Source organism: Wielerella bovis (assembly GCF_022354465.1).
Taxonomy (GTDB): Bacteria; Pseudomonadota; Gammaproteobacteria; order Burkholderiales; family Neisseriaceae; genus Wielerella; species Wielerella bovis.
Genome location: NZ_CP092361.1, coordinates 141436 through 167939, shown reverse-complemented (window position 1 = coordinate 167939; position 26504 = coordinate 141436). Strand labels below are relative to the sequence as shown.

The following is a 26504-nucleotide window of genomic DNA, read 5'->3' as shown; positions in this document are numbered from 1 at the left end:
GCCTGAAAAATAATTATGGCGTGATTATAACATTTATCCACAAACTGATTTTTAGCATTTTTTTAAAGATAATTTATTTTCTTTTTAAAGATAATTTTAATTTTTTATACAAATTTAATTTACTTAATTTTTAAAAATTATTTTATAAATTCAAATAATAATATTTAAAATCTGTTTTTTTAAAAAATTAAAATTACAGATAATGAAAGCAACGTTTCAAGATTTTCCACTTAAATTACTTAATCCAAATTTTGATTCAGAATTATTAGATGTTTTGACAGAATTAGAAGTATTGCGTCATCTTCAATTACAAGGCGATGTACATCCGCACATTTTCATGCAATTAAAAACATTATTCCATATGTTAGAAAGTTTAGGTTCTGCGCGTATTGAAGGCAATCATGCAACATTAGCAGATTACGTAGAAATTCAGTTATCCACAGATTCGCATGATGAACAATTAGATGAAATCAAAAATATTGAAAACGCTATGCACTACATTGATGAATCTATTAAGCAACATAGTGAAATTACCGAACATTTTATTCGAGAATTACATCAATTAACCGTACTAAATCTTCATCAAGAGGGCGATAAAACACTTGGACAATATCGTCAACACTCGGTAGCGATTGCACAGTCCACACATTTACCTCCCAATGCAATCCTTGTTCCTCAATATATGCAAGAACTCGTAGCTTTTATCAATCATGCAGATAAACCTAAATATGATTTGATGAAAATAGCCCTCGCACATCATAGATTTGGTTGGATTCATCCATTTGGTAATGGTAATGGAAGAACAGTTCGTTTATTAACTTATGCATTATTAGTGAAATATGGGTTTAATGTACAAGCAGGTGGGCGTGTACTTAATCCAACTGCTGTTTTTTGCAGCGACCGTAATCGCTATTATGAGATGCTTTCCGTAGCTGACCAAGGAACAAATAAAGGTTTAGAACAATGGTGTACTTATGTTTTATCTGGAATTTCCACTGAACTAAAAAAAGTAGATAACTTAACTAAACAAGATTTTCTATATGAGAAGATTTTACAACCTGCTATTAAATACTCTCAAGAACGTCAATTAATCACATCAGATGAAAGCAAAATACTTCTGATGGCAGTACAAAAAGGAGAATTCAAAGCAAAAGATTTGGAGCCTCTATTTCCTAATATGAATAGTAGTCAACGAACATACCAAATCAAAAAGTTATTGGAACAAAACTTCATTACACCCATTGAGAAGAATGCTCGAATTTACATGCCTAATTTCACACAATCCTACTTAATTCGTGGTGTCATAGAATCATTGCGTCATAATGGATTTATTGGTGGATTAGAATAATGCTTAAACTAGGCAACCTGAATCTCTTTTCAGGCTGCCTTTGTTATAATCACGTATCATCCATTTATTTTTTCAGGCTGCCTTTATGTTATCCACAAACACCGCAAAATCCCCCACCATTGCCGCCATCGCCACCGCCAACGGGCGCGGCGGCGTAGGCGTTATTCGCATATCAGGCAAGGACTTACTGCCTTTCGCCCAAGCCATTTCGGGCGGCAAAACGCCCAAACCGCGCACCGCACTCTACACCGATTTTCTCGCCGCAGACGGCAGCGCGATTGACAACGGCTTGCTGCTGTATTTTGCCGCGCCAGCCAGTTTCACAGGCGAAGATGTGATTGAATTACAAGGACATGGCGGACAAATCGTCCTGCAAATGCTGTTGCAACGCTGTTTGGAATTGGGCGCGCGCATTGCCGAAGCAGGCGAATTCACCAAACGCGCTTTTCTCAATAATAAGATGGACTTGGCGCAAGCCGAAAGCGTGGCGGATTTGATTGACGCGTCCAGCCAATCTGCTGCGCGTATGGCTTTGCGTTCACTCAAAGGCGTTTTTTCACAACAAATTCATCAGCTTGTGGACGATTTAATCACCCTGCGTATGCTGGTGGAAGCCACGCTGGATTTTCCCGAAGAAGAAATTGATTTTCTGCAAGCCGCCGACGCCAAAGGCAAACTGGGCAGCCTGCAAACCCAATTGGCGCACATTTTAGCCAATGCCCAACAGGGCGCGATTTTGCGCGAAGGCATGAATGTCGTTTTGGTGGGCGCGCCAAATGTGGGCAAATCCAGTCTGCTCAATGCTTTGGCGGGCGATGACGTGGCGATTGTAACCGACATCGCAGGCACAACGCGCGATACGGTGCGCGAACACATCACGCTAGACGGCGTGCCCATTCACATTACCGACACCGCAGGATTGCGCCAAACCGATGATATTGTGGAAAAAATCGGCATTGAACGCAGCGAAAAAGCCGTGCAAAACGCCGATGTTGCCCTTGTGCTGATTGACCCAGACGAAGGCTTGAACGATACCACGCGCGATATTTTATTCAGGCTGCCTGAAAATTTAAAACGCATTGAAATCCAAAACAAAATTGATTTAAAAAATGAAACCGCGCAACGTTTGGATAATCTTTCAGGCAGCCTGAAAAGCGGTGCGGACACTTTAATCAAATTGTCCGCCAAAACAGGGGCTGGTTTGGATTTGCTGAAAACTGCGTTGCTGCAACAAATTGGTTGGCAAGGCGAAAGCGAAGGTTTGTTTCTGGCACGCACGCGCCATATTCACGCCTTACAAGCTGCGCAAACGGAATTGGACAATGCGGCGATGTGTGGCAATCATCAATTGGAATTGTTGGCGGAACATTTGCGTTTGGCGCAAGTGGCGTGCAGCCAAATCACGGGCGAATTTACGGCTGATGATTTGCTGGGTGTGATTTTCTCCCGTTTTTGTATTGGGAAATAAATTATCCATAAAAAAGGCAGCCTGAAAACTTTGCAAAATTATGGAAAGTTTTAAGAACCTGTATTCGTAAGATTGATAGATGAATTTTATAGAAAAAACATGAAAAAAATCAACGCATTAGTGTGTGATTAGGTAATATGTATGTGGATTCAATTTAAATCAGGGCAAGGCGACAGCGACCGCCATGTACACCTAGTACATAAGGGAGCTGGCAACGTTGTACTGGTTTAAATTGAATTCACTATACAAAAGTTTCAAAATATCATTAGATACACCTAAATACTCAACTTTAATTTTTGAATTAAATCAAACAAGATAAATCAATAAATTATCTATATTTAATAAAAAATTCTGTATCATTTTTTAGTCAAAAAAAGCATACAAGCATTTATTTTCACGATTGGTGGCATAAAAGTTGCTACAAATCATTTGGATTTGGTAAGCTATATCGCAATCACACAACAAGTGTTTAACCGATATAAGTAATAAAAATTAAGAATCAATATTCATCATATGGATAATTTGATTTTATTGCCTAATTATGTGAATACCAAGCAGTTTTTTATACTAATGACAATATGATTAGCATGAAGAACCAATGAAGTAAGCACACAAAAAGCAATAAAACAAAAAACAATATCGTGAATACAAGTTCTAAAATCAAATTAAAAGAGAAATAGAGGTAATCCAGAAAATTGGATTAATTGAAATAAGTGAGTATGGCAGTTAAAAAGTTACAAAAATTGTCATGCAATTGATTCACATAAAATTAATTTAGGAATACGCAAATGAATCATACCTATCGAGTCGTTTACAATGAAACGACCAATACATATACGGCGGTTGCTGAGATTGCAACTGCCAAAGGTAAATCTTCAAAATCTAAAAAAGTCATTGCAGCAGCGATCATGGTTGCTTTGCAGTTGGTGCCATTAACAGTGCAGGCAGCGATAGCTATTGATAGCACAACAGGCAGTTATACAACAGGTGGACGTACCTACTTATTAGGTTCAACACAAGGTGCTACTGCAACTGGTGAGAATGCTATTGCAATAGGTTCTAATGCTTCTGCTAGAAGTCAAACTTCGGTAGCGGTTGGTAAAGATGCAGAAGTAAGTGGTAAATTTGGTATCGCTATTGGTAATAATAGTCGTGCACTAGCAGGAGAAAATACAGTCGCGATAGGTTCTAATGCAACTGTTACAAACAATGAAGCTATTGCTTTAGGTGCTAATACAAATGTTTCTGGTAATCAAACGATCGCGATTGGTATGTTGGCACAGGGGACAGGTAATCAATCGGTTGCCTTGGGTGCGAATACAATAGTATCAGGGGATTCTTCTATTGCTATTGGTGGTGATGATTTAGATGAAGCATCTAAAAAGAATTTTGACAGCACTTATTCATCTGGAGGGGTTAATGGAGGTAAGGTGAATGAGCGATATAAAGAAATTTCTGGTCAAGATTTGGTAGATACAAATAGACAATATGTGGGTACAACAGCATCAGGTACTGCATCTGTTGCAGTAGGTGTGCAAGCAGAGTCACTAGGTCATTTATCTACTGCATTTGGTACAAAAACTAAGGCGATAGGTTTAGCTTCTACTGCAATTGGTATTGCAGCGAACTCTCAAGGTGAAGGTTCAATTGCAGTAGGTCCTGCTGCTAATGCAGTAGGTTTACATTCCAATTCAATTGGTGCTCAATCGATTGCTAATGGACAGGATTCTATTGCTATTGGTACAGCAGCTAATGCTTCTACTATTAATTCTGTAATTATTGGTCAAGGTGCTACTTCTAATAATTTCCATAATGCTGTTGCAATTGGTGCGAAAGCAGAAACTGCTACTTCCGATTGGGCTCAAAATGGTTCTGTGCATGCGCAATACCGCAATCCTTATAATGTCGTAACCAATACGCGCGTTGTGGGTGGTGTTGCACCCCGTGAAGGTTATACTGGTGATACGGCAATCAGTAACAACGGGTATCAGGTTGTTATGTCTTCTGCTGTTGCGGTTGGTTACAATGCCAAAGCAGATAACAGTGGTGTAGCAATTGGTTCTGATGCAACTGTAACCAGAACCAATAATGCTGGTGGTGCTGCGCGTGCATTGGGTATCGCTATTGGTGCAAATGCCTTGTCTGCAGGTGGTGGTGTGGTTATTGGGGCATCAGCTTCAACTTCTGGTGTAAATGCTATTGCTGTCGGTCGTCAAGCAACTGCTGCAAATGCTTCTGCTCAAGCTTATGGTGCATCATCGGCCGCGGTGGGACAAGGTGCATTGGCAATGGGACATTCTGCTACTTCTTTGGGTACTCGTTCTATTGCAATTGGTATGTCTACTCAAGATGAGCATTATGATTATGATGGTCGCGTAATTGCCGCTGGTAATAACTCTATTGCATTTGGTTCGCATGCTCGTGCAGGTAAATTGACACAGGAAGGTTCTATTACTAATCTTGATGCTCAAGGTAATCCAACTAATGCAAGTACTTATGTATTGGATGTACAAGATGAAAGTGTAGAACGCGCAACTGCTATTGGTTACTATGCTAATGCTAGTGCCGTTGATGCGATTGCGTTTGGTTCTAATGCTACGGTTTCTGGTAACCAGTCTATTGCTATTGGTACAGGTAATAAGGTGTCAGGTGATAGAGCAGGTGCATTTGGTGATCCATCGTTTATCGCTGGTAACGATTCTTACTCGCTTGGTAATAACCATGTTATTGCTAATAATACTAATAATGCCATTGCTATTGGTGGGCAAAATAAACTTGGTGGTGATGCACCTCGTGGCTCAGGTATAGTAGATGGTAGTAAGGATATTACTGCTATTGAAAATGCAGCAGCAGGTGCTAACTATTCAATGGTTATCGGTTTCAATAACACAGTTAATGCCGATGATGTGATGGTATTGGGTAACAATATCACGGTTGATGCAAATAAAGAATTAGGTGGCTCAGTAATTTTGGGTCAAAACGCCAGCACAGCAGGTTCTCATGAAATTGCGAACGTAACAAATGCGACTGTAAATGGTATTACTTATGGCGATTTTGCAGGTACGGTAAAAGATAAAGGTCGTTTTGTTAGCGTTGGCGCAGTAGGCGATGAGCGCAAAATCATTAATGTAGCAGCAGGTAATATTTCTGCAACCTCTACCGAAGCCATCAATGGTTCGCAATTGTATTTGGTTGCTAATGGCTTAAAAGATGCAATGCCAACAGTAACAGCGGCAGGCGAAAACACGACTATTACCAGCACCACTCACGCTAATGGTAGTGTTACTTACACAGTAGATGCAAAAAACGATAATACCCAAGTAACCGTAGTAGCAGGTAACGGCGTAGAAGTAGACAACACTACTAAAAACGACAACGGCACAACGGTTTACAACGTATCAGCCAAAGTGGATGACAACACAGTAACCATCAACGATGCAGGTGAAATTACAGCCAAAACAGGCGACATCACCACCACCACAGATGGCACAGTGAAATTAGGCGATAACGTAAACGGCGACAGTTTAGTTAACGCCAGCACAGTAGTGGACGCAATTAACAATGCCTCCTTTGCTGTAAACAGCCAAAACACAGAAGACCAAGTTGTAGCGAAAGACGGCAATACCACCGTTAAAGCAGGTAGTAACATCACTTACCAAGCAGGTAAGAACTTAGTTGTGAACCAAGAAGGAGACGTAATTGCCTTCGGTTTAACCGAATCCATTAACGTAACCAACGTAACGGCAACCGACACCATTCGCATTGGCGACACAGGTCCAAGCATCAGCACCACAGGTATTGATGCCGCAGGTAACACCATTACCAACGTATCGAACGGTACAAACGGCACAGACGCAGTTAATTTAGATCAACTGAACGCCAGCAAATCAATAGTAGAAGCAGGCGACAACGTAGTTGTAAACAGCGTAACCAACAGCGATGGCAGCATTACCTACACAGTGAATGCCAAAGCAGGCGAAGGTGCAGATGGCGATACCCAAGTAACCGTAGTAGCAGGTAACGGCGTAGAAGTAGACAACACTACTAAAAACGACAACGGCACAACGGTTTACAACGTATCAGCCAAAGTGGATGACAACACAGTAACCATCAACGATGCAGGTGAAATTACAGCCAAAACAGGCGACATCACCACCACCACAGATGGCACAGTGAAATTAGGCGATAACGTAAACGGCGACAGTTTAGTTAACGCCAGCACAGTAGTGGACGCAATTAACAATGCCTCCTTTGCTGTAAACAGCCAAAACACAGAAGACCAAGTTGTAGCGAAAGACGGCAATACCACCGTTAAAGCAGGTAGTAACATCACTTACCAAGCAGGTAAGAACTTAGTTGTGAACCAAGAAGGAGACGTAATTGCCTTCGGTTTAACCGAATCCATTAACGTAACCAACGTAACGGCAACCGACACCATTCGCATTGGCGACACAGGTCCAAGCATCAGCACCACAGGTATTGATGCCGCAGGTAACACCATTACCAACGTATCGAACGGTACAAACGGCACAGACGCAGTTAATTTAGATCAACTGAACGCCAGCAAATCAATAGTAGAAGCAGGCGACAACGTAGTTGTAAACAGCGTAACCAACAGCGATGGCAGCATTACCTACACAGTGAATGCCAAAGCAGGCGAAGGTGCAGATGGCGATACCCAAGTAACCGTAGTAGCAGGTAACGGCGTAGAAGTAGACAACACTACTAAAAACGACAACGGCACAACGGTTTACAACGTATCAGCCAAAGTGGATGGCAACACAGTAACCATCAACGATGCAGGTGAAATTACAGCCAAAACAGGCGACATCACCACCACCACAGATGGCACAGTGAAATTAGGCGATAACGTAAACGGCGACAGTTTAGTTAACGCCAGCACAGTAGTGGACGCAATTAACAATGCCTCCTTTGCTGTAAACAGCCAAAACACAGAAGACCAAGTTGTAGCGAAAGACGGCAATACCACCGTTAAAGCAGGTAGTAACATCACTTACCAAGCAGGTAAGAACTTAGTTGTGAACCAAGAAGGAGACGTAATTGCCTTCGGTTTAACCGAATCCATTAACGTAACCAACGTAACGGCAACCGACACCATTCGCATTGGCGACACAGGTCCAAGCATCAGCACCACAGGTATTGATGCCGCAGGTAACACCATTACCAACGTATCGAACGGTACAAACGGCACAGACGCAGTTAATTTAGATCAACTGAACGCCAGCAAATCAATAGTAGAAGCAGGCGACAACGTAGTTGTAAACAGCGTAACCAACAGCGATGGCAGCATTACCTACACAGTGAATGCCAAAGCAGGCGAAGGTGCAGATGGCGATACCCAAGTAACCGTAGTAGCAGGTAACGGCGTAGAAGTAGACAACACTACTAAAAACGACAACGGCACAACGGTTTACAACGTGTCAGCCAAAGTGGATGGCAACACAGTAACCATCAACGATGCAGGTGAAATTACAGCCAAAACAGGCGACATCACCACCACCACAGATGGCACAGTGAAATTAGGCGATAACGTAAACGGCGACAGTTTAGTTAACGCCAGCACAGTAGTGGACGCAATTAACAATGCTTCTTGGAACTTGTCTGAAAACGGTGTAAATAAAGATGCTGTACAGCCAGGCGATACTGTGAACTTTGTAGATGGTACTTACACAACAGCGAACATTTCCAGCGATGGTAATGTGAGCAATGTAACCTTCAATGTGAATGGTACAAAACTGGTATCAGATAACAGCCCAGTTGTGTACACGGACAAAGATGGTAATAAAGTATATTCAGATGGTAAAGGTGGCTTTGTTTATGCAAATGGCACAACTGTGAATAACGGTGATGTGATTGCCTCCATGAATAATGGAGACAACAGCACCACTACACCAATGAGTTTGACTAATGTTGCAAATGGTACAATCAGCAACACAAGTACTGATGCAATTAATGGCAGTCAGCTGTATGCGTTGGGTGATACCACTGCAAACATTATTGGTGGCAATAGCACATTCAATACAACAACTGGCGGTATTGATGGCTTTACACTGAATACCACTTATGCAAATGGCACAACTTATGGCAGCCCATCTACAACAATAGGTGATGCAATTACTAACCTGAATAAATATGTAAATGAAGGTTGGAAAGTTGGCGATAGCACAGGTACGGAAGTTGCAAATGTAACACCTGGTGAACAAGTGAACTTTGTGAACAGCAGCACTTTGGTTTCAAAAGTAACGCCTAATGCAACAACAGGTGCAGCAGACGTAACATTTGAAGTAGTGTCAGGTCAGATTGATGCTAATCCGAATGGTACTGTGGTGAACAATGGCACAGGTTTGGTAACTAACACAGACGTTATTAACGCCATTAATAATTCAGGCTGGAATTTGACAACTAACAACAATGCAAGCAATGAAACCTTGATTAACCCAGGTAAAACTGTAAGCATTAATGCTGGTTCGAACATGGAAGTAACGCAAGATGGTAACAATGTAACCGTTGCAACCAAAGAAAACGTTACCTTTACAAATGTTCATGCTAATAACAGCGTAAGCATTGGTAATACGACTACTGGCAATACTGTTAATATGACAGTAACCAACGGTACTAATGGTAGCCCTGCTTTGACATTGAACAACAGCACAGGTGGACCTGTACAAATTACCAACGTAGCAGCAGGTAATGTGTCAGCAAATTCTACTGATGCGGTTAATGGTAGTCAGTTGTATCAAATCTACCAAGTTGTGGGTGGTAATACACAAAACGTTTCAACTACCAATGTAACATTGAATAATGGTAAAAATGTAAGCGTTGCAGTATCTAATAACCACACCATGAAGACCTACAACGTGAAAGACCAAACAGAGTACTTGACCAATGACGTGATTGAAGCAATTGGTCGTATGAATGAAGAAGGTATTAAATTCTTCCATACCAACGATGATGATGTGGGTAAATCACTCATTCAAGCTAATAACACAGTGGACTCTAGTGCAGCAGGTGCTTACTCAACTGCTATTGGTGCACGTGCACAAGCAAAAGGTAATCACAGCTTGGCGATTGGTTCTGCGATTGGTATCAGTCGATTGCCTAATAGCACTAACTACACCTCTAAACAAGATACTGTGGCAGAAGCTGAAAGCAGCATTGCATTTGGTCATGGTGTGAATGTAACCGCAACAGCAACGCAAGCAATTGGTATTGGTTATGCAAATACCATATCAGGTGAACAAGCCATTGCGATTGGTCAGAATGTAACTGTAACTGGCAATCAATCAATCAGTATTGGTTATAAAAATAAGGTTACAGGTAATAACTCTGGTGCATTTGGTGACCCATCTAATGTAACCGGTAATAGTTCTTACAGCGTTGGTAATCACAACAATGTAAGTACCAATAGCACTTATGCATTGGGTAGCAACATTACCAATACAACTGATAACTCTGTATTCTTGGGTGATGAATCTGGCAAATTTGCACAAAACAGCTCTACGCTGAATGGTACGACAGGTGTACACGAAGCTCTGAATACAGCTGCGAGTGCATACACATACCAAAACTTGAACAATAGTTCAGAGAAAGCGAAAGGTGTGCATAATGTTGTAGGTGTAGTGAGTGTAGGTAATGACAATGCTACTCGTCAAATTCAAGGCGTGGCAGCAGGTGTGATTTCCAGCAACTCTACTGATGCGATTAACGGTAGTCAGTTGTACCACTCATTGCAAGAGTTTACTGCTAAATCTTCATTGACGATTTCTACAAATGGTGGAAATCCGACTAGTGTGGCAGGCGGTAACATTAACTTCAGCAATGGTAATGGTACGACTGTGGTTCACGATGGTAATAACATTACTATCAATACACCAATGACGTATGTGGATGAAGCTGGTAATGTAATGCATAACACAACCAATGAAGTAACATTCATCGGTACACCGAAAACAGATGCGAATGGCAAGACCGTTGTTGACCAAAACGGTAAAACTGTTCACAACAATGTAACCATTCACAATGTTGCGGCAGGTAAAAAAGACACTGATGCTGTAAATGTAAGTCAGTTGAAACAATTTGCTAACAACTTGAATAATAAGATTGATAACGTAGCAGACGATGCCGATGCAGGTACAGCAAGTGCAATGGCAACCGCAGGCTTACCACAAGTGTTTGAAGCTGGTAAGAGCATGGTAGCTGTGGCAGGTAGTACCTACCGTGGTAAACAAGGTTACGCAGTTGGCTTCTCTGCAATTACTGACGGCGGTAACTGGATTATCAAAGGTACTGCGAGCGGTAACAGCAAAGGTCATTTTGGTGCAACCGTTGGTGCTGGTTATCAGTGGTAATTAACTTCCTTTTTCAGGCTGCCTATCTTCGGGCAGGCAGCCTGAAAGGAATACTTTAAGGAAAAAATATGTTGAAACAAATGAAAAGTGTTGCCCTGATGCTGGCAGCAGTTGCAACGTTGGGTGCGTGTACTACTTCAGGTACAAAAGTGAGCAGCGAAGGCACTGCGGAAACTTTGCGTTGGCCAGACCCTGTTAGCACCACATTCAACAAAGACCGTGGTACATTCCCAAATTTGGATAGCTTACGCAGCATTCGTCCAGGGATGAGCAAAGACCAGTTGTATGATTTGATTGGTCGCCCACACTTTGATGAAGGTTTCCGTGTACGCGAGTGGGATTATTTATTCCATTTCAATACACCTGGAGTCGGTACAGAAGGTGTAACGACTTGCCAATACAAAATTTTGTTTGATAACAAAAAATTTGCGCGTAGTTTCCATTGGCGTGCGGTTGACCCAGTTGGTGCGGCTTGCCCACCACCTCCACCTGCTACACCAAAAGCAGAACCACAAATCATCATTCGTGAGATTATGAATACACCAATGAAGGTTCGTCAGTAATGATAAAACGCAATATAGCTGCGGCATTACTCGGTACATTCATGATGTTGAGTAGCCATGCCTATGCAAACGATGTGGTACAAGCCTATATGCAAAGCAAAAAAGTGATTGTGGATACGCAAAAAGCAGAGTTATGTTTTGCGGATACCAAAGATTGCCATCCTGTTTTGATTGGTAAAACTACACCAAAAGGTACTTTCCCTTTGCGCATTTTCGCTACGGATAAACCCTATTATGACGGCGATGTGATTGGATTTAAGAAAGAAGGTGATTTTTTGTTCGCGCTGCATCGCGTGTGGCTGGGCAAACCTTCTGAACGCCGATTGGAGCGTATTGCATCAAAAAATGTTGCTGACCGTATCATGACAAATGGTTGCATCAACGTTAATGATGATGTGTACACAAAACTGAAACAGTATTTTGTACTGGAAATCGTGTAGATGCAGCTATGATGAAATAAACCAAACCGCATTCTTTTGAATGCGGTTTTTTTGTTTTTCAGGCTGCATTTTTAATAAAAATTTGAAAGGCAGCCTGAAAATTGTGTACGATGCTTACTTTTTTCAGGCTGCCTTAACCGATGTTTTCCCGAATTTCATCATCTTATTCCTTGCGCCGATTACGTACACATTTGCAACGTGGCGGGTTGATTGCATATCCCACCGAATCTTGTTATGGCATCGGTGCATTGCCAACGCATGCACAAGCATTACGCCAAATTTTGCGCGTGAAAAAACGACCACAACACAAGGGTTTAATTGTGATTGGCGATGATGTAAGTCGCTTGCAAACCTTACTTTTCAGGCTGCCTGAACCCGTACTACAAACATTAAACGATATTTATCCCGCCCCAAAAACTTTTATTTTGCCTGCACGAAAAAATATTTTGCCACAACTGCGCGGGCGTGGACGCAATAAATTAGCGGTGCGTGTGCCAGACCATGAAATTGCGCGACGATTGTGTCGCGTGGTGCAATCGCCCTTAGTATCTACATCGTGCAATCGTTCGGGTGGGCGACCATGTCGCAATGAACGTGAAGTGCGACGCCAATTTGGTCGACAAGTATGGGTCATTGGTGGACGTGTGGGCAAACGCCGTCAGCCTAGTGAGATTATTGATTGGAGCAGTAAGATGCGATTGCGATAGTTTTTCAGGCTGCCTGAATGAATTTGGTAAAGGTTCTGGTTTGTAAATTAATCTGAAGTAGTTATTTTAGATTGAGTACAGCGTTTGTTTTTTCTGCAAAAAGTTATAAAGCGGACAAATAAACCACAAAGGCAGCCTGAAAAATTGTTTCAGGCTGCCTTTTCTTTGACAAAAATCAGTTGATTGTCTTACCATTATTACGTTTAAATTCATTGAATAAATAAGGAAATAAAATGAAAAAAACATTAATGGCTATCTTATTGGCAAGTAGTTTTTCAAGTGCAATGGCGAACGATGAAAGCCAAATTTATTTTGGCGTTTTGGATAATTCATCAGGCAGCCCAGTTTTGAATGCTGTATCAGAAGTATCGCGCAGCAAAGGGGAGCTTGTTTGTTGGTTAGTTAAAGAGCTACCTGCTAAAACACCATATAAAGTTGTAGAAACATTTAATAGCCCAGCAGGTAGCGTATTTGAACGAGTAGCAACAGTTACACAGATTAATGAAAATGCAACAGAACATATTCTTGCCTATCCAATTCATACAAATGAAGAAGGACATTACATGGCATGTTGGGGATTCGGAAATAGCGACCCAGTTGGATTGTATCAGCACAAAGTACAATTAAATGGCAAAGAATTTGAACCCAATCAATTTCAATTAGTGCATTAAGGCAAAATAATGCAGTCTGAAAAACAATTTTCAGGCTGCATTTTGTATGTTTTGTAAATGGAGGTGCTAATTATTTAGTTCAAAGTTATAGTTGTGTTAAAAATAATGAATAGAAAATTCATTAATGTTTCATAATGTTAATAGATTTCTCTCATAAATTTGAGGTTGATTTGACAGTTTTGGGTAGTAGGCGTATAGTTCTGACTTTCGCTGCTACGGCGGTGAGGTTAAAAGAGAGAAATATTTGATTGTAAGGCATATGGTTAGATATTTCAAGATTTTGATTGAGAAGAGTTCTTTAAAAGCAAGATTACCGATAAGTGTGAGTGCCTGATGGTCTCACACTGTTTTGAGAGATACAAGATTTGATTTGGAATTTTCCTATTAAGTTTTTGTTAATTTCTTTGAAGCAGACCAGAAGTTAAATAAGTTAGAGATTGAACATAAGAGTTTGATCCTGGCTCAGATTGAACGCTGGCGGCATGCTTTACACATGCAAGTCGGACGGCAGCACGAGTACTTGTACTTGGTGGCGAGTGGCGAACGGGTGAGTAATGCATTGGAACGTACCGAGTAGTGGGGGATAACTAGTCGAAAGATTAGCTAATACCGCATACGTCTTGAGAGAGAAAGCAGGGGATCTTCGGACCTTGCGCTATTTGAGCGGCCAATGTCTGATTAGCTAGTTGGTGGGGTAAAGGCCTACCAAGGCGACGATCAGTAGCGGGTCTGAGAGGATGATCCGCCACACTGGGACTGAGACACGGCCCAGACTCCTACGGGAGGCAGCAGTGGGGAATTTTGGACAATGGGGGCAACCCTGATCCAGCCATGCCGCGTGTCTGAAGAAGGCCTTCGGGTTGTAAAGGACTTTTGTCAGGGAAGAAAAGGCGATTGCTAATATCAGTTGCTGATGACGGTACCTGAAGAATAAGCACCGGCTAACTACGTGCCAGCAGCCGCGGTAATACGTAGGGTGCGAGCGTTAATCGGAATTACTGGGCGTAAAGCGAGCGCAGACGGTTTGTTAAGTCAGATGTGAAATCCCCGAGCTCAACTTGGGAACGGCGTTTGAAACTGGCAAGCTAGAGTATGTCAGAGGGGGGTAGAATTCCACGTGTAGCAGTGAAATGCGTAGAGATGTGGAGGAATACCGATGGCGAAGGCAGCCTCCTGGGATAATACTGACGTTCATGCTCGAAAGCGTGGGTAGCAAACAGGATTAGATACCCTGGTAGTCCACGCCCTAAACGATGTCAATTAGCTGTTGGTGCACTTGATGCATTAGTAGCGTAGCTAACGCGTGAAATTGACCGCCTGGGGAGTACGGTCGCAAGATTAAAACTCAAAGGAATTGACGGGGACCCGCACAAGCGGTGGATGATGTGGATTAATTCGATGCAACGCGAAGAACCTTACCTGGTCTTGACATGTACGGAAGAGCGTAGAGATATGCTTGTGCCTTCGGGAGCCGTAACACAGGTGCTGCATGGCTGTCGTCAGCTCGTGTCGTGAGATGTTGGGTTAAGTCCCGCAACGAGCGCAACCCTTGTCATTAGTTGCCATCATTTAGTTGGGCACTCTAATGAGACTGCCGGTGACAAACCGGAGGAAGGTGGGGATGACGTCAAGTCCTCATGGCCCTTATGACCAGGGCTTCACACGTCATACAATGGTCGGTACAGAGGGTAGCCAAGCCGCGAGGTGGAGCCAATCCCAGAAAACCGATCGTAGTCCGGATTGCACTCTGCAACTCGAGTGCATGAAGTCGGAATCGCTAGTAATCGCAGGTCAGCATACTGCGGTGAATACGTTCCCGGGTCTTGTACACACCGCCCGTCACACCATGGGAGCGGGGGATACCAGAATTGGGTAGGGTAACCGCAAGGAGCCCGCTTAACACGGTATGCTTCGTGACTGGGGTGAAGTCGTAACAAGGTAGCCGTAGGGGAACCTGCGGCTGGATCACCTCCTTTCTAGAGAAAAGAAGAGATTATTAGGTACTCACACTTATCGGTAATCAGAAGATGCAAGGATGATTAAACAGAAGTTTAAGAGTCAAAAGTACATGGGTTTGTAGCTCAGGTGGTTAGAGCACACGCTTGATAAGCGTGGGGTCGTAGGTTCAAGTCCTACCAGACCCACCAGTTGCAGCACAGGAATACTGGGGGCATAGCTCAGTTGGTAGAGCACCTGCTTTGCAAGCAGGGGGTCATCGGTTCGATCCCGTTTGCCTCCACCAAGATTAAATAAAATGAAATTGCAAATTAAAGCGAGTTTGTGTAGAATGAATAGTTTGCTTGTTTTAATTTGCAATTTCCTGACAAAGTCGGGAAATGATTGCATCGATCTTTAACAAATTGGAAAGCCGAAATCAACAAACAAAGACAAAGCAATCTTTAAATATAGAAATGAAAGATTGTGCGAATTTGGGTGATGATTGTATCAAGTAGTTTGTGAAACACAAAAGGCACAAACTACTCACAACAAAGCAGTAAGCTTTATTGTTTGAGAATTTAAGTAAAGATTGGTAGTCAACGCCAGTTTTTGCAAAGTCAGAGGTTCTTCAAATGATAGAGTCAAGTGAATAAGTGCATCAGGTGGATGCCTTGGCGATGATAGGCGATGAAGGACGTGTAAGCCTGCGAAAAGCGCGGAGAAGCTGGCAAAAAAGCAATGATACCGCGATGTCCGAATGGGGAAACCCACTGTACTTGTACAGTATCCCAGTCTGAATACATAGGACTGGTGAAGCGAACCGGGAGAACTGAACCATCTAAGTACCCCGAGGAAAAGAAATCAACCGAGATTCCGTAAGTAGTGGCGAGCGAACACGGAGCAGCCTGTGCGTGATAATTGATGCGTTAGGAGAAGGACTTGGAAAAGTCCGCCATAGTGGGTGATAGCCCCGTATCCGAAAACACATTAATGGTACTAAGCGCACGACAAGTAGGGCGGGACACGTGAAATCCTGTCTGAATATGGGGGGACCATCCTCCAAGGCTAAATACTCATCATCGACCGATAGTGAACCAGTACCGTGAGGGAAAGGCGAAAAGAACCCCGGGAGGGGAGTGAAATAGAACCTGAAACCTGATGCATACAAACAGTGGGAGCACCTTTATGGTGTGACTGCGTACCTTTTGTATAATGGGTCAACGACTTACATTCAGTAGCGAGCTTAACCGAGTAGGGGAGGCGTAGGGAAACCGAGTCTTAATAGGGCGCATAGTTGCTGGGTGTAGACCCGAAACCGAGTGATCTATCCATGGCCAGGATGAAGGTGCGGTAAAACGCATTGGAGGTCCGAACCCACGCATGTTGCAAAATGCGGGGATGAGCTGTGGATAGGGGTGAAAGGCTAAACAAACTCGGAGATAGCTGGTTCTCCCCGAAAACTATTTAGGTAGTGCCTCATGTATCACTTCTGGGGGTAAAGCACTGTTATGGCTAGGGGGTCATTGCGACTTACCAACCCATTGCAAACTCAGAATACCAGAAAGTGCAATCATGGGAGACAGACATCGGGTGCTAACGTCCGGTGTCAAGAGGGAAACAACCCAGACCGCCAGCTAAGGTCCCAAATGACAGATTAAGTGGTAAACGAAGTGGGAAGGCACAGACAGCCAGGATGTTGGCTTAGAAGCAGCCATCATTTAAAGAAAGCGTAATAGCTCACTGGTCGAGTCTTCCTGCGCGGAAGATGTAACGGGGCTCAAATCTGTAACCGAAGCTGCGGATGCTTTTAAAGCATGGTAGGGGAGCGTTCTGTAAGCCTGTGAAGGCGGCTTGTAAAGGCTGCTGGAGGTATCAGAAGTGCGAATGTTGACATGAGTAGCGATAAAGCGGGTGAAAAGCCCGCTCGCCGAAAGCCCAAGGTTTCCTACGCAACGTTCATCGGCGTAGGGTGAGTCGGCCCCTAAGGCGAGGCAGAAATGCGTAGTCGATGGGAAACGGGTTAATATTCCCGTACTTTGATTCAATGCGATGTGGGGACGGAGAAGGTTATGCTAGCAAACTGTTGGAATAGTTTGTTTAAGCCAGTAGGTGGAAAGAGTAGGCAAATCCGCTCTTTCTTAACACCGAGACGTGATGACGAGTAACTACGGTTACGAAGTAGCAAATACCACGCTTCCAGGAAAAGCCACTAAGCTTCAGTTGAATCAGAACCGTACCGCAAACCGACACAGGTGGGCAGGATGAGAATTCTAAGGCGCTTGAGAGAACTCGGGAGAAGGAACTCGGCAAATTGATACCGTAACTTCGGGAGAAGGTATGCCCTGTAAGGTTAAGGACTTGCTCCGTAAGCCAATCAGGGTCGCAGAGAATCGGTGGCTGCGACTGTTTATTAAAAACACAGCACTCTGCTAACACGAAAGTGGACGTATAGGGTGTGACGCCTGCCCGGTGCTGGAAGGTTAATTGAAGATGTGCAAGCATCGGATCGAAGCCCCAGTAAACGGCGGCCGTAACTATAACGGTCCTAAGGTAGCGAAATTCCTTGTCGGGTAAGTTCCGACCCGCACGAATGGCGTAACGATGGCCACACTGTCTCCTCCCGAGACTCAGCGAAGTTGAAATGGTTGTGAAGATGCAATCTCCCCGCTGCTAGACGGAAAGACCCCGTGAACCTTTACTGTAGCTTTGCATTGGACTTTGAAGTCACTTGTGTAGGATAGGTGGGAGGCTTAGAAGCAGAGACGCCAGTTTCTGTGGAGCCGTCCTTGAAATACCACCCTGGTGGCTTTGAGGTTCTAACCCAGACCCGTAATCCGGGTCGGGGACCGTGCATGGTAGGCAGTTTGACTGGGGCGGTCTCCTCCCAAAGAGTAACGGAGGAGTTCGAAGGTTACCTAGGTCCGGTCGGAAATCGGACTGATAGTGCAATGGCAAAAGGTAGCTTAACTGCGAGACCGACAAGTCGAGCAGGTGCGAAAGCAGGACATAGTGATCCGGTGGTTCTGAATGGAAGGGCCATCGCTCAACGGATAAAAGGTACTCCGGGGATAACAGGCTGATTCCGCCCAAGAGTCCATATCGACGGCGGAGTTTGGCACCTCGATGTCGGCTCATCACATCCTGGGGCTGTAGTCGGTCCCAAGGGTATGGCTGTTCGCCATTTAAAGTGGTACGTGAGCTGGGTTTAAAACGTCGTGAGACAGTTTGGTCCCTATCTGCAGTGGGCGTTGGAAGTTTGACGGGGGCTGCTCCTAGTACGAGAGGACCGGAGTGGACGAACCTCTGGTGTACCGGTTGTTTCGCCAGAAGCATAGCCGGGTAGCTAAGTTCGGAAGAGATAAGCGCTGAAAGCATCTAAGCGCGAAACTCGCCCAAAGATGAGACTTCCCCTGCGATTTAACCGCATTGAAGGGTCGTTGTAGACCACAACGTTGATAGGTCGGGTGTGGAAGCGCAGTAATGCGTGCAGCTAACCGATACTAATTGCCCGTAAGGCTTGACTCTATCATTTGAAGGACTTTGAAAATAGAAAAACTGAAATCAAAGTAAACAAAAATGAAAATAAAGCTTACTGATGACTCAGTCATCACCAAAAACAAATACCAAAGATAAAGGCTTTCCAGTTTGACAGTTTATGTTTGGCGACCATAGCGGTTTGGCACCACTCCTTCCCATCTCGAACAGGACAGTGAAACGAACTAGCGCCGATGATAGTATAGTCCCTATGCGAAAGTAGGTCATCGCCAAACTCTTAATCCTAACCCCCTAGCTCACATAGTGCTAGGGGGTTTATCTTTTTATCAGTATGAAGTAATTTGTCAGAGTGGTAGTGTTAGAATATCAATTATAGTGTTAACTACTTGTATAAATAAATTAAAAGGAATATAATAGAAAAGTTTTCTTTTTGAAAATTTTATGCACAGCACATTTCGCGTTAAGGGTGTTTTCAGATGTTTGAGAATTCTGGCAGAAATGTGTATGCTTTTTAACCCTTATATTTTTTAGGAAATTCAATGTCTTCTCAAGTTACTATGCGCCAAATGATTGAAGCTGGCGTACATTTCGGTCACCAAACTCGTTACTGGAATCCAAAAATGGCGCAATACATTTTTGGTGCGCGCAACAAAATCCACATCATCAACTTGGAAAAAACCTTGCCTTTGTTTAACGAAGCGCAAGAAGTGGTACGCCGTTTGGTTGCCAATAAAGGTACTATCTTGTTTGTAGGTACAAAACGCCAAGCTCGTGAAATTATTAAAGAAGAAGCACAACGCGCTGGTATGCCTTACGTTGATTATCGCTGGTTGGGTGGTATGTTGACCAACTACAAAACTGTGAAACAATCCATCAAACGCTTGGAAGAAAAAGCTGCTTTGTTGGCAAACGCGGAAAGTAGTGGCTACAATAAAAAAGAATTGTTGGACATGACCCGCGAAGTGGAAAAATTGGAACGCTCTTTGGGTGGTATCAAAGGTATGAAAGGTTTACCTGATGCAATTTTCGTGATTGATACAGGTTACCAACACGGTACTTTGGTTGAAGCTGCTAAATTAGGTATTCCTGTGATTGCTGTTGTGGATACTAACAATAGCCCTGATTTGGTAAAACACGTTATTCCTGGTAACGATGACTCTGCTAAAGCTATTCGTTTATACTGTCGTGGTATTGCTGACGCGGTATTGGAAGGCAAAAATCAAGCGGTTGCAGAAACTGTAGCAGCTGCTCAACAAGCGGCTGAATAAGGCTTTTGTTTTTTCAGGCTGCCTGAAAACCGTTTCAGGCAGCCTATTTTGAATTTAATTAATTTCAATATATTGGAGAACAACATGGCAGAAATTACTGCAAAAATGGTTGCTGATTTGCGTGCTGCGACTGGTTTGGGCATGATGGAATGCAAAAAAGCGCTGGTAGAAGCCGAAGGCAATTTTGAAAAAGCCGAAGAAATTTTGCGTATTAAATCAGGTGCTAAAGCTGGTAAATTGGCTGGTCGTACGGCTGCTGAAGGCGTGTTGGCATTTGCGATTGAAGGCAAAGTAGGTGCGTTGGTGGAAGTAAACTGCGAAACTGACTTCGTGGCAAAAGACGCGGGTTTTGTGGCATTTGCAAACTCTGTTGCGAAAACTGCGCTTGAGAAAAAACCTGCGACTGTTGAAGAATTGTCTGCTTTGGTAGAAGAAGAGCGCAAAGCCGTTATCGCTAAATTGGGCGAAAACATGTCTGTACGCCGTTTCCAAGTAATTGAAACTTCTGGCGAATTGGTGGCTTACATTCACGGTGCTTTGGCGACCGAAGGCGTATTGGTTGAGTACACCGGCAGCGAAGAAGTGGCGCGTAAAATTGGTATGCACATCGTTGCTTCTAAACCTCAATGCGTGCGCGAAGATCAAGTGGATGCTGAAACCGTTGAAAAAGAACGCCACATCTACACGCAACAAGCGATTGAATCTGGTAAACCTGCTGAAATTGCAGCGAAAATGGTTGAAGGTCGCATTAAAAAATTCTTGGCAGAAGTGTCTTTGAACGGTCAAGCATTCGTGATGAACCCAGACCAAACTGTGGCTCAATTTGCAAAAGAAAACGGCACAGAAATCTTGTCATTCGCACGCTACAAAGTGGGTGATGGCATTGAGAAAGCCGTTGTGGATTACGCAGCTGAAGTTGCAGCAGCAGCAAAAGTTTAATCTGTTATTTAATATAATAGGCAGCCTGAAAATTTGGACAAAGTTTTCAGGCTGCCTTTTGTATTTTATAGTCGGTTGAAATAAAAATATAGTGAATTCAATTTAACCAGCTCCCTTATGTACTCATTGTACACGACGGTCGCTATCGCCTTGTCTGTGTTAATTTGGAATAACTATAATTTAAAAATATCGGATACGAGTATCTGACCTACGAGTTGTCAGGCTGCTTGAATAGGTTTTGCATTTGCAAATGTTTCCGACTATGAATATCAAATATAGGTGTAGAATTAAATAAACGGTACACACAGGAGAACAGTTATGGCTTATTCACAAGATTATCGCCAAATGATTTTAGAAAAATTAAATTCGGGTTACAGCTACCGTGAATTGGCAGCGGAATATGGCATCAGTCGCAGTACCATTCAACTATGGAAAAAATGCATTGAACGTAAACCCTACCCCAAAAGAACCAATAAAATCAATGATGAATTATTGCGAAAAGACGTAGAACAATTTCCTGATGATTTTCAAAGAGAACGCGCTGTTCGCTTTAACTGTTCACAAAGAGCCATTGGTGTGGCACTTAAACGGCTAAAAATCACTCAAAAAAAAGATTCTTAAACACCCCAAAGCTCAACCCGAAACAATTGAACAATTTCTCTCATTAAAACAACAGTATGAGCAAGAGAAACGTCCTATTGTTTATATTGATGAAAGTGGTTTTAAAAACCAAACTTATCGTCCTTATGCCTATGCGCCAAGAGGACAAGTTTGTCATGGCAATCACAACTGGCAAATCAAAAACACAACCAATGCCATTGGCGCACTGTACCAAAATCAATTGATTGCAGTGGGTTTGTATGAATTCAGCATCAATTCAGATGTGTTTTATTCATGGGTTCAAAACGTTTTACTGCCACAATTACCGCCCAACAGTGTTTTGGTAATGGATAATGCGACTTTTCACAAACGTCAGGACATTCAAGAGCTTATTGTTTTATAAGGGCATGTGATTTTATGGTTACCGCCATACTGTCCTGATTTGAATTTAATTGAGCACACTTGGGCTTGGATTAAACATTTACGTCAAGATTGGTTATTGGATTGCATTCACTCTTTGTTTTTTTATTTTACTTGGTTGTGTACCGAATTTTAATTTCTTTATCTATATAGTGGATTCAATTTAAATCAGGACAAGGCAACAGCGACCACCGTGTACACATAGTACATAAGGGAGCTGGCAACGCTGTACTGGTTTAAATTGAATCCACTATAAATTATTCTGTGGATAAAATGTGGATTATTTAATTCGTTGATAGCGTCCACCTGCTAAACTTGCCACAATTCCTTCCAATTCCCATTCTGTCAGCAAGGCATAAATATCGCTGGCAGATAATGAGCTATTTGCTGCCAAAGTATCGGGATGAACAGGGTCGTAGCCCATTTGTTGCAACAAGGAATGAGCCGTATCTATTGTTGTAATGGGCGTAGAGGCAGCCTGAAAACTGGCATTATTTATCATCACAGGATTTGTGGATGTTTTTGTGGATAAATTGTGTTTGGTATGTGCTTTAACAGATGTTTTCAGGCTGCCTGAAAATTGTGGATAAGCCTTATCAGGCAAAATATGTCCCAATTCACTCAAAATATCGTCCAAACATTCTACTAATTTTGCCCCTTCTTTGATGAGTTTGTGGCAGCCTTTGCTGTGCGGATTGTCTATGGAACCAGGTATTGCCATCACATCGCGCCCCATTTCGGCGGCTTGTCTGGCAGTAATCAACGAACCACTTTCCAATGCGGCTTCCACCACCAAAACGGCGTGGCTTTGCGCGGCGATGATGCGGTTGCGGCGCGGAAAATTGCCTGCCAATGGACGGGTCTCCAAGGGAAATTCGGAAATAATCAAGCCTTTGTCGGCAATATCGCGTGCCAATTTTTGGTTGGATGCGGGATAAATGCGGTCAATGCCTGTTCCCCATACGGCAATCGTGCTGCCTGCGCCACACAATGCGCCAATATGCGCGGCGGTATCAATGCCTGCTGCCATGCCTGAAATAACCGTAATATTATGTTCACTCAATGCCCTACCAAAATCTTGGGCAATCCGCATGGCTTGTGGTGTCGCGTGGCGACTACCGACTATGCCAACCGATGTTTGATGTAACAATGCCGTATTGCCACGCAAAAATAATACGGGTGGTGCGGTGATGCCTTCTGCCAATAGCGCAGGATAATCGTCATCGCAAGACAGCATCAAACGGCAGCCATCTTGTTGTGCCCAAGTCAGCGCGGCATCAGTTGCTTGTCGTGCTAATGTGGTGTCGTGCCATTTTGCTGCTGCTTGTTTGGCGTGTTTGCCTTGCTGGGCGATGGCATCGGCTGGGGCACTCAAAGCTGCTTGCGGTGTGCCAAATGTTGCCAGCAACTGCGCAAAAGTTTCCGCACCAACATAGGGTGTGAAAGCCAGTTGCAACCATGCGTAGCGTTCGGATTCAGTCATGTATGTTCCTTTATTTATCTTTCAAATTTTGTTGATTAAATTTTCTGTAAAACGCAATCGGCAGCCTGAAAATATGGTTAAACCAATATTAGTATCCAATTCTTCTGTTTCTCAGCAACACTAATCTGTATTTTTTGTGAAAACCAAAGTGGCACGCACACCATTTTGCTGATTGCTTAAAATCAAATCGCCATGATGCAAACGCATGATTTCGGAAACAAAATTTAAACCCAAGCCACTACTGCGCCGACCATTGGCGCGCGGTAAAGAATAAAATCGTTGTGGGATTTTGTTTAGCGCGTAATCGGGAATGTGTTCGCCTTGATTATCCACATACAAATGGATTTTTTCTGGCGTATCCAGTAAACCAATGTGGATTTGGCTGTGGGCGGTTGCAAAATCCAGCGCGTTATACAGCAAATTATCCACCGCTTGCCGCAACAAAACGGGGTCGCCTTGTAAATAATAAATTTGTTCACTCGCCACGCTAATCTGCAATTGTTTGGCTTGACAATTGGTTTCGCAATCTTGCGCGGCTTGCTGGCTGATGGCTAATAAATCAACGGTTTGCATGGTTTGCAAGCTGTCGCAATTTTCCAAACGTGCCAATTCTAATAATTGCGTAATCAATTGTTGTTGTTTTTGGCTATTACGCAAAATTCTGCTGACTAATTGTTGTTGTTCGGCGGAAAGTTCGCTGTCTTGCAGCAATTCTAATGCGGCTTGTTGTGCGGTAAGTGGGGTTTTAAGTTCGTGCGTTAAACCCAAAACATAGTTTTCAATGTGTTGCCGATGATTCAGTTCATCGCGCAAATGGGCAATGGCATTGACGAGCCGATACAAATAACTGTCGCCAAATTGTGGTTTTTGGGCGATGCGGTTGGCTGCCATTGCTTCTGCATAATCCCGAATGCGATTGATGCTGCGTGCCAGCCACCATGCGAGTGTTGCCAATACCAATAAATTCAAGCCAATGAGCCAGTGAATATAGGCTTGATGATTAAACCATGCCCATGCGGTCAGCAGCGTGGATATGCCGAGTAAGATAAAAAATAAACGTAAGCTGATGTGTTTAAAATATTTCAACATGTGAAACTGTATCCCAAACCGTGATGTGTCCGAATACAGCTTTCGTCAATATTGGCGGCGCGTAATTTTTGACGCAGGGCGCGGATATGGGTATTGATTGTAGTGGGGTCGGACGGATGATGGTCGCCAAACATGGCGGTGAGCAATTCTTCGCGGCTGAACACTCGTTCGCGGCGTTGCAACAAGGTACGCAATAAACGGTATTCGCCGACAGTAAGCGGCAACGCTTGTCCACGATACCGAATGCAATGCGCTTGGATATCATCTTGCCACAGCGTTGTGTTGTCGTTTTCAGGCTGCTTTTGAATGTGTGTGCGGCGCAATATGGCTTTGATGCGTGCCACCAATTCGCGTGGACTAAATGGTTTACCTAAATAATCATCTGCGCCTAATTCTAAACCCAAAATGCGGTCGGTTTCTTCGTCTTGCGCGGTCAGCATCATCACGGGTAAATCGTATTGTGCGCGTACGATTTTGAGAAAATCAAAGCCGTTGATGTCGGGCAATCCCACATCAAGCAGCAATAAATCAAATGTTTCTTGCGCCAATAATTGTTGGGCTTGGTGTGCGGTAACGGCGATGCGCGCGGAACAATGGGCGCGTGATAACGCCATTTCCACCAATTCGGCAATTTCGCGTTCGTCTTCAAGAATAAGGATATGTGGATTCATGTGCTTATTGTGCATGAATCGGCAAGCTCTCGCAATCTGAACCGTGTGTCGTGCATTCAATCTTCATCAATTCTTCATAATTTGCTCACAGAAGTTTTATGTTTATTTTGCATAATGCGTACCGTTGTATAGTGAATTCAATTTAAACCAGTACAGCGTTGCCAGCTCCCTTATGTACTAGGTGTACACGGCGGTCGCTGTCGCCTTGTCCTGATTTAAATTGAATCCACTAATTCAGTAGGCAGCCTGAAAAAGATTATTTTGCAAGAAAAACATATTTTTCAGGCTGCCTGAAATAAACAGAAACGAGGTTTAAAATGACAAAAAAATTATGGAGCATACTGGGTTTATGCGTGGTGTTTGCACTGGTTTTGCAAATTATTCATGCATTGGCGGTGCAACGCGGCTATTATCATTCCAGCGAATTATTGAGCGTGGAAGATTACCGCATGATTATTCGCAGCGTGAAATATGGCATGGTGTTGGTGATTATGGTGTTTGCCGCTTTCTTTTTGAGCGAAATTTTGCAAGATTGGCGCATTCATCCAATTCAATATGTTTTGGTGGGCGCGGCATTGTCCATATTTTATTTGCTGTTGCTATCGTTTGCGGAACACATTGGTTTTGAGATGGCATATCTGCTTGGCGCAATTGCTTGTATTGGCTTGCTCTTTTGGTATTTGCGGTTTGTGCTTGCCAACGCAAGCGGCGTGTTGATTATGGTTGGATTATTGTGTTTGGCATACGCAACCATGTTTATCTTGTTGAGAATGCAGCAATATAATTTATTGGTGGGTTCATGCTTATTGTTTGCCACTTTATTTGGCGTGATGTACAGCACGCGCTATGTAGATTGGTATGCCGAAAGCGAAAAACACAGCAAACCAAAAAGAAAAGGACGTATGATACGAGAAGACCGATACATGGAATTGTAATTACAACAAAATAGGCAGCCTGAAAAACGCAAAATCTTTTCAGGCTGCCTATTTTTTGTGCAATTTAAAAATATGAATATGATTCAGTCAGATAATGAAC

Annotated in this window: 14 protein-coding genes, 2 tRNA genes, 3 rRNA genes and 1 pseudogene; 17 read left to right on the top strand and 3 right to left on the bottom strand. The window is 43.2% G+C overall.

The window, feature by feature from the left end:
- Positions 1-202 precede the first annotated feature (202 nt).
- The 16 genes and pseudogenes from MIS45_RS00865 (at position 203) to MIS45_RS00790 (ending at position 22362) form a co-directional block, all read left to right on the top strand.
- Positions 203-1348, top strand: coding sequence for a Fic family protein (locus tag MIS45_RS00865; RefSeq protein WP_249450701.1), 1146 nt, complete (start codon positions 203-205; stop codon positions 1346-1348).
- Positions 1349-1433: 85 nt separating this feature from the next.
- Positions 1434-2816: a tRNA uridine-5-carboxymethylaminomethyl(34) synthesis GTPase MnmE gene (gene mnmE, locus MIS45_RS00860; RefSeq protein WP_249442792.1), complete on the top strand. Its 1383-nt coding sequence runs from the start codon at positions 1434-1436 to the stop codon at positions 2814-2816.
- 788 nt (positions 2817-3604) lie between these two features.
- Positions 3605-11185 carry a YadA-like family protein gene (locus MIS45_RS00855; protein WP_249450700.1) on the top strand — a complete coding sequence of 2527 codons (7581 nt, stop codon included), beginning with the start codon at positions 3605-3607 and terminating at the stop codon, positions 11183-11185.
- Positions 11186-11253: 68 nt separating this feature from the next.
- Positions 11254-11748, top strand: coding sequence for an outer membrane protein assembly factor BamE (locus MIS45_RS00850; protein ID WP_249450699.1), 495 nt, complete (start codon positions 11254-11256; stop codon positions 11746-11748).
- Positions 11749-11789: 41 nt separating this feature from the next.
- Positions 11790-12188: a murein L,D-transpeptidase gene (locus MIS45_RS00845; RefSeq protein ID WP_249451311.1), complete on the top strand. Its 399-nt coding sequence runs from the start codon at positions 11790-11792 to the stop codon at positions 12186-12188.
- Between the two features lie 140 nt (positions 12189-12328).
- Complete coding sequence (locus tag MIS45_RS00840) at positions 12329-12895, top strand: L-threonylcarbamoyladenylate synthase (RefSeq protein WP_249450698.1); 567 nt, start codon at positions 12329-12331, stop codon at positions 12893-12895.
- A gap of 233 nt (positions 12896-13128) precedes the next feature.
- Positions 13129-13566: a hypothetical protein gene (locus MIS45_RS00835; RefSeq protein ID WP_249450697.1), complete on the top strand. Its 438-nt coding sequence runs from the start codon at positions 13129-13131 to the stop codon at positions 13564-13566.
- 439 nt (positions 13567-14005) lie between these two features.
- A 16S ribosomal RNA gene (locus tag MIS45_RS00830) occupies positions 14006-15542 on the top strand.
- Between the two features lie 94 nt (positions 15543-15636).
- Positions 15637-15713: transfer RNA gene (locus MIS45_RS00825), tRNA-Ile, on the top strand.
- A gap of 19 nt (positions 15714-15732) precedes the next feature.
- Positions 15733-15808: transfer RNA gene (locus MIS45_RS00820), tRNA-Ala, on the top strand.
- Positions 15809-16143: 335 nt separating this feature from the next.
- Positions 16144-19029 (top strand): 23S ribosomal RNA (locus MIS45_RS00815).
- 133 nt (positions 19030-19162) lie between these two features.
- Positions 19163-19274: ribosomal RNA gene (gene rrf, locus MIS45_RS00810) — 5S ribosomal RNA — on the top strand.
- The 16S, 23S and 5S rRNA genes sit together here with 2 tRNA genes alongside, the layout of an rRNA operon.
- Before the next feature lie 264 nt (positions 19275-19538).
- Complete coding sequence (gene rpsB, locus MIS45_RS00805; protein ID WP_249450696.1) at positions 19539-20267, top strand: 30S ribosomal protein S2; 729 nt, start codon at positions 19539-19541, stop codon at positions 20265-20267.
- An 84-nt stretch (positions 20268-20351) separates the two neighbouring features.
- On the top strand, positions 20352-21206 hold the full coding sequence (gene tsf / locus MIS45_RS00800) for a translation elongation factor Ts (protein WP_249450695.1): 855 nt from the start codon (positions 20352-20354) through the stop codon (positions 21204-21206).
- 318 nt (positions 21207-21524) lie between these two features.
- Positions 21525-21827 (top strand): IS630 transposase-related protein, encoded by a 303-nt coding sequence (locus tag MIS45_RS00795; protein WP_249441922.1) that lies wholly within the window; start codon positions 21525-21527, stop codon positions 21825-21827.
- Positions 21820-22362 (top strand): annotated as a pseudogene (locus MIS45_RS00790) (IS630 family transposase). The gene MIS45_RS00795 and the pseudogene MIS45_RS00790 overlap by 8 nt, the downstream one beginning before the upstream one ends.
- Before the next feature lie 144 nt (positions 22363-22506).
- Here MIS45_RS00790 and dprA read toward each other — a convergent pair.
- From dprA to MIS45_RS00775, 3 genes are all read right to left on the bottom strand, one after another.
- Complete coding sequence (gene dprA / locus MIS45_RS00785) at positions 22507-23709, bottom strand: DNA-processing protein DprA (protein ID WP_249450694.1); 1203 nt, start codon at positions 23707-23709, stop codon at positions 22507-22509.
- Between the two features lie 120 nt (positions 23710-23829).
- Positions 23830-24798 (bottom strand): histidine kinase dimerization/phospho-acceptor domain-containing protein, encoded by a 969-nt coding sequence (locus MIS45_RS00780; RefSeq protein WP_249450693.1) that lies wholly within the window; start codon positions 24796-24798, stop codon positions 23830-23832.
- Positions 24792-25469, bottom strand: a complete 678-nt coding sequence (locus MIS45_RS00775) for a response regulator (protein ID WP_249447008.1) — start codon at positions 25467-25469, stop codon at positions 24792-24794. Before MIS45_RS00775 ends, MIS45_RS00780 begins: the two co-directional genes overlap by 7 nt.
- A gap of 317 nt (positions 25470-25786) precedes the next feature.
- On the opposite strand from MIS45_RS00775, the gene MIS45_RS00770 reads away from it, so the two are divergent.
- Positions 25787-26404 carry an inner membrane CreD family protein gene (locus tag MIS45_RS00770; protein WP_249450692.1) on the top strand — a complete coding sequence of 206 codons (618 nt, stop codon included), beginning with the start codon at positions 25787-25789 and terminating at the stop codon, positions 26402-26404.
- The last annotated feature ends 100 nt before the right edge of the window (positions 26405-26504 follow it).

Coding starts and splice junctions, on each gene's coding strand:
- MIS45_RS00865 (WP_249450701.1), top strand. CDS start 203: ATGAAAGCAACGTTTCAAGATTTTCCACTTAAATTACTTAATCCAAAT.
- mnmE (WP_249442792.1), top strand. CDS start 1,434: ATGTTATCCACAAACACCGCAAAATCCCCCACCATTGCCGCCATCGCC.
- MIS45_RS00855 (WP_249450700.1), top strand. CDS start 3,605: ATGAATCATACCTATCGAGTCGTTTACAATGAAACGACCAATACATAT.
- MIS45_RS00850 (WP_249450699.1), top strand. CDS start 11,254: ATGTTGAAACAAATGAAAAGTGTTGCCCTGATGCTGGCAGCAGTTGCA.
- MIS45_RS00845 (WP_249451311.1), top strand. CDS start 11,790: ATGATGTTGAGTAGCCATGCCTATGCAAACGATGTGGTACAAGCCTAT.
- MIS45_RS00840 (WP_249450698.1), top strand. CDS start 12,329: ATGTTTTCCCGAATTTCATCATCTTATTCCTTGCGCCGATTACGTACA.
- MIS45_RS00835 (WP_249450697.1), top strand. CDS start 13,129: ATGAAAAAAACATTAATGGCTATCTTATTGGCAAGTAGTTTTTCAAGT.
- rpsB (WP_249450696.1), top strand. CDS start 19,539: ATGTCTTCTCAAGTTACTATGCGCCAAATGATTGAAGCTGGCGTACAT.
- tsf (WP_249450695.1), top strand. CDS start 20,352: ATGGCAGAAATTACTGCAAAAATGGTTGCTGATTTGCGTGCTGCGACT.
- MIS45_RS00795 (WP_249441922.1), top strand. CDS start 21,525: ATGGCTTATTCACAAGATTATCGCCAAATGATTTTAGAAAAATTAAAT.
- dprA (WP_249450694.1), bottom strand. CDS start 23,709: ATGACTGAATCCGAACGCTACGCATGGTTGCAACTGGCTTTCACACCC.
- MIS45_RS00780 (WP_249450693.1), bottom strand. CDS start 24,798: ATGTTGAAATATTTTAAACACATCAGCTTACGTTTATTTTTTATCTTA.
- MIS45_RS00775 (WP_249447008.1), bottom strand. CDS start 25,469: ATGAATCCACATATCCTTATTCTTGAAGACGAACGCGAAATTGCCGAA.
- MIS45_RS00770 (WP_249450692.1), top strand. CDS start 25,787: ATGACAAAAAAATTATGGAGCATACTGGGTTTATGCGTGGTGTTTGCA.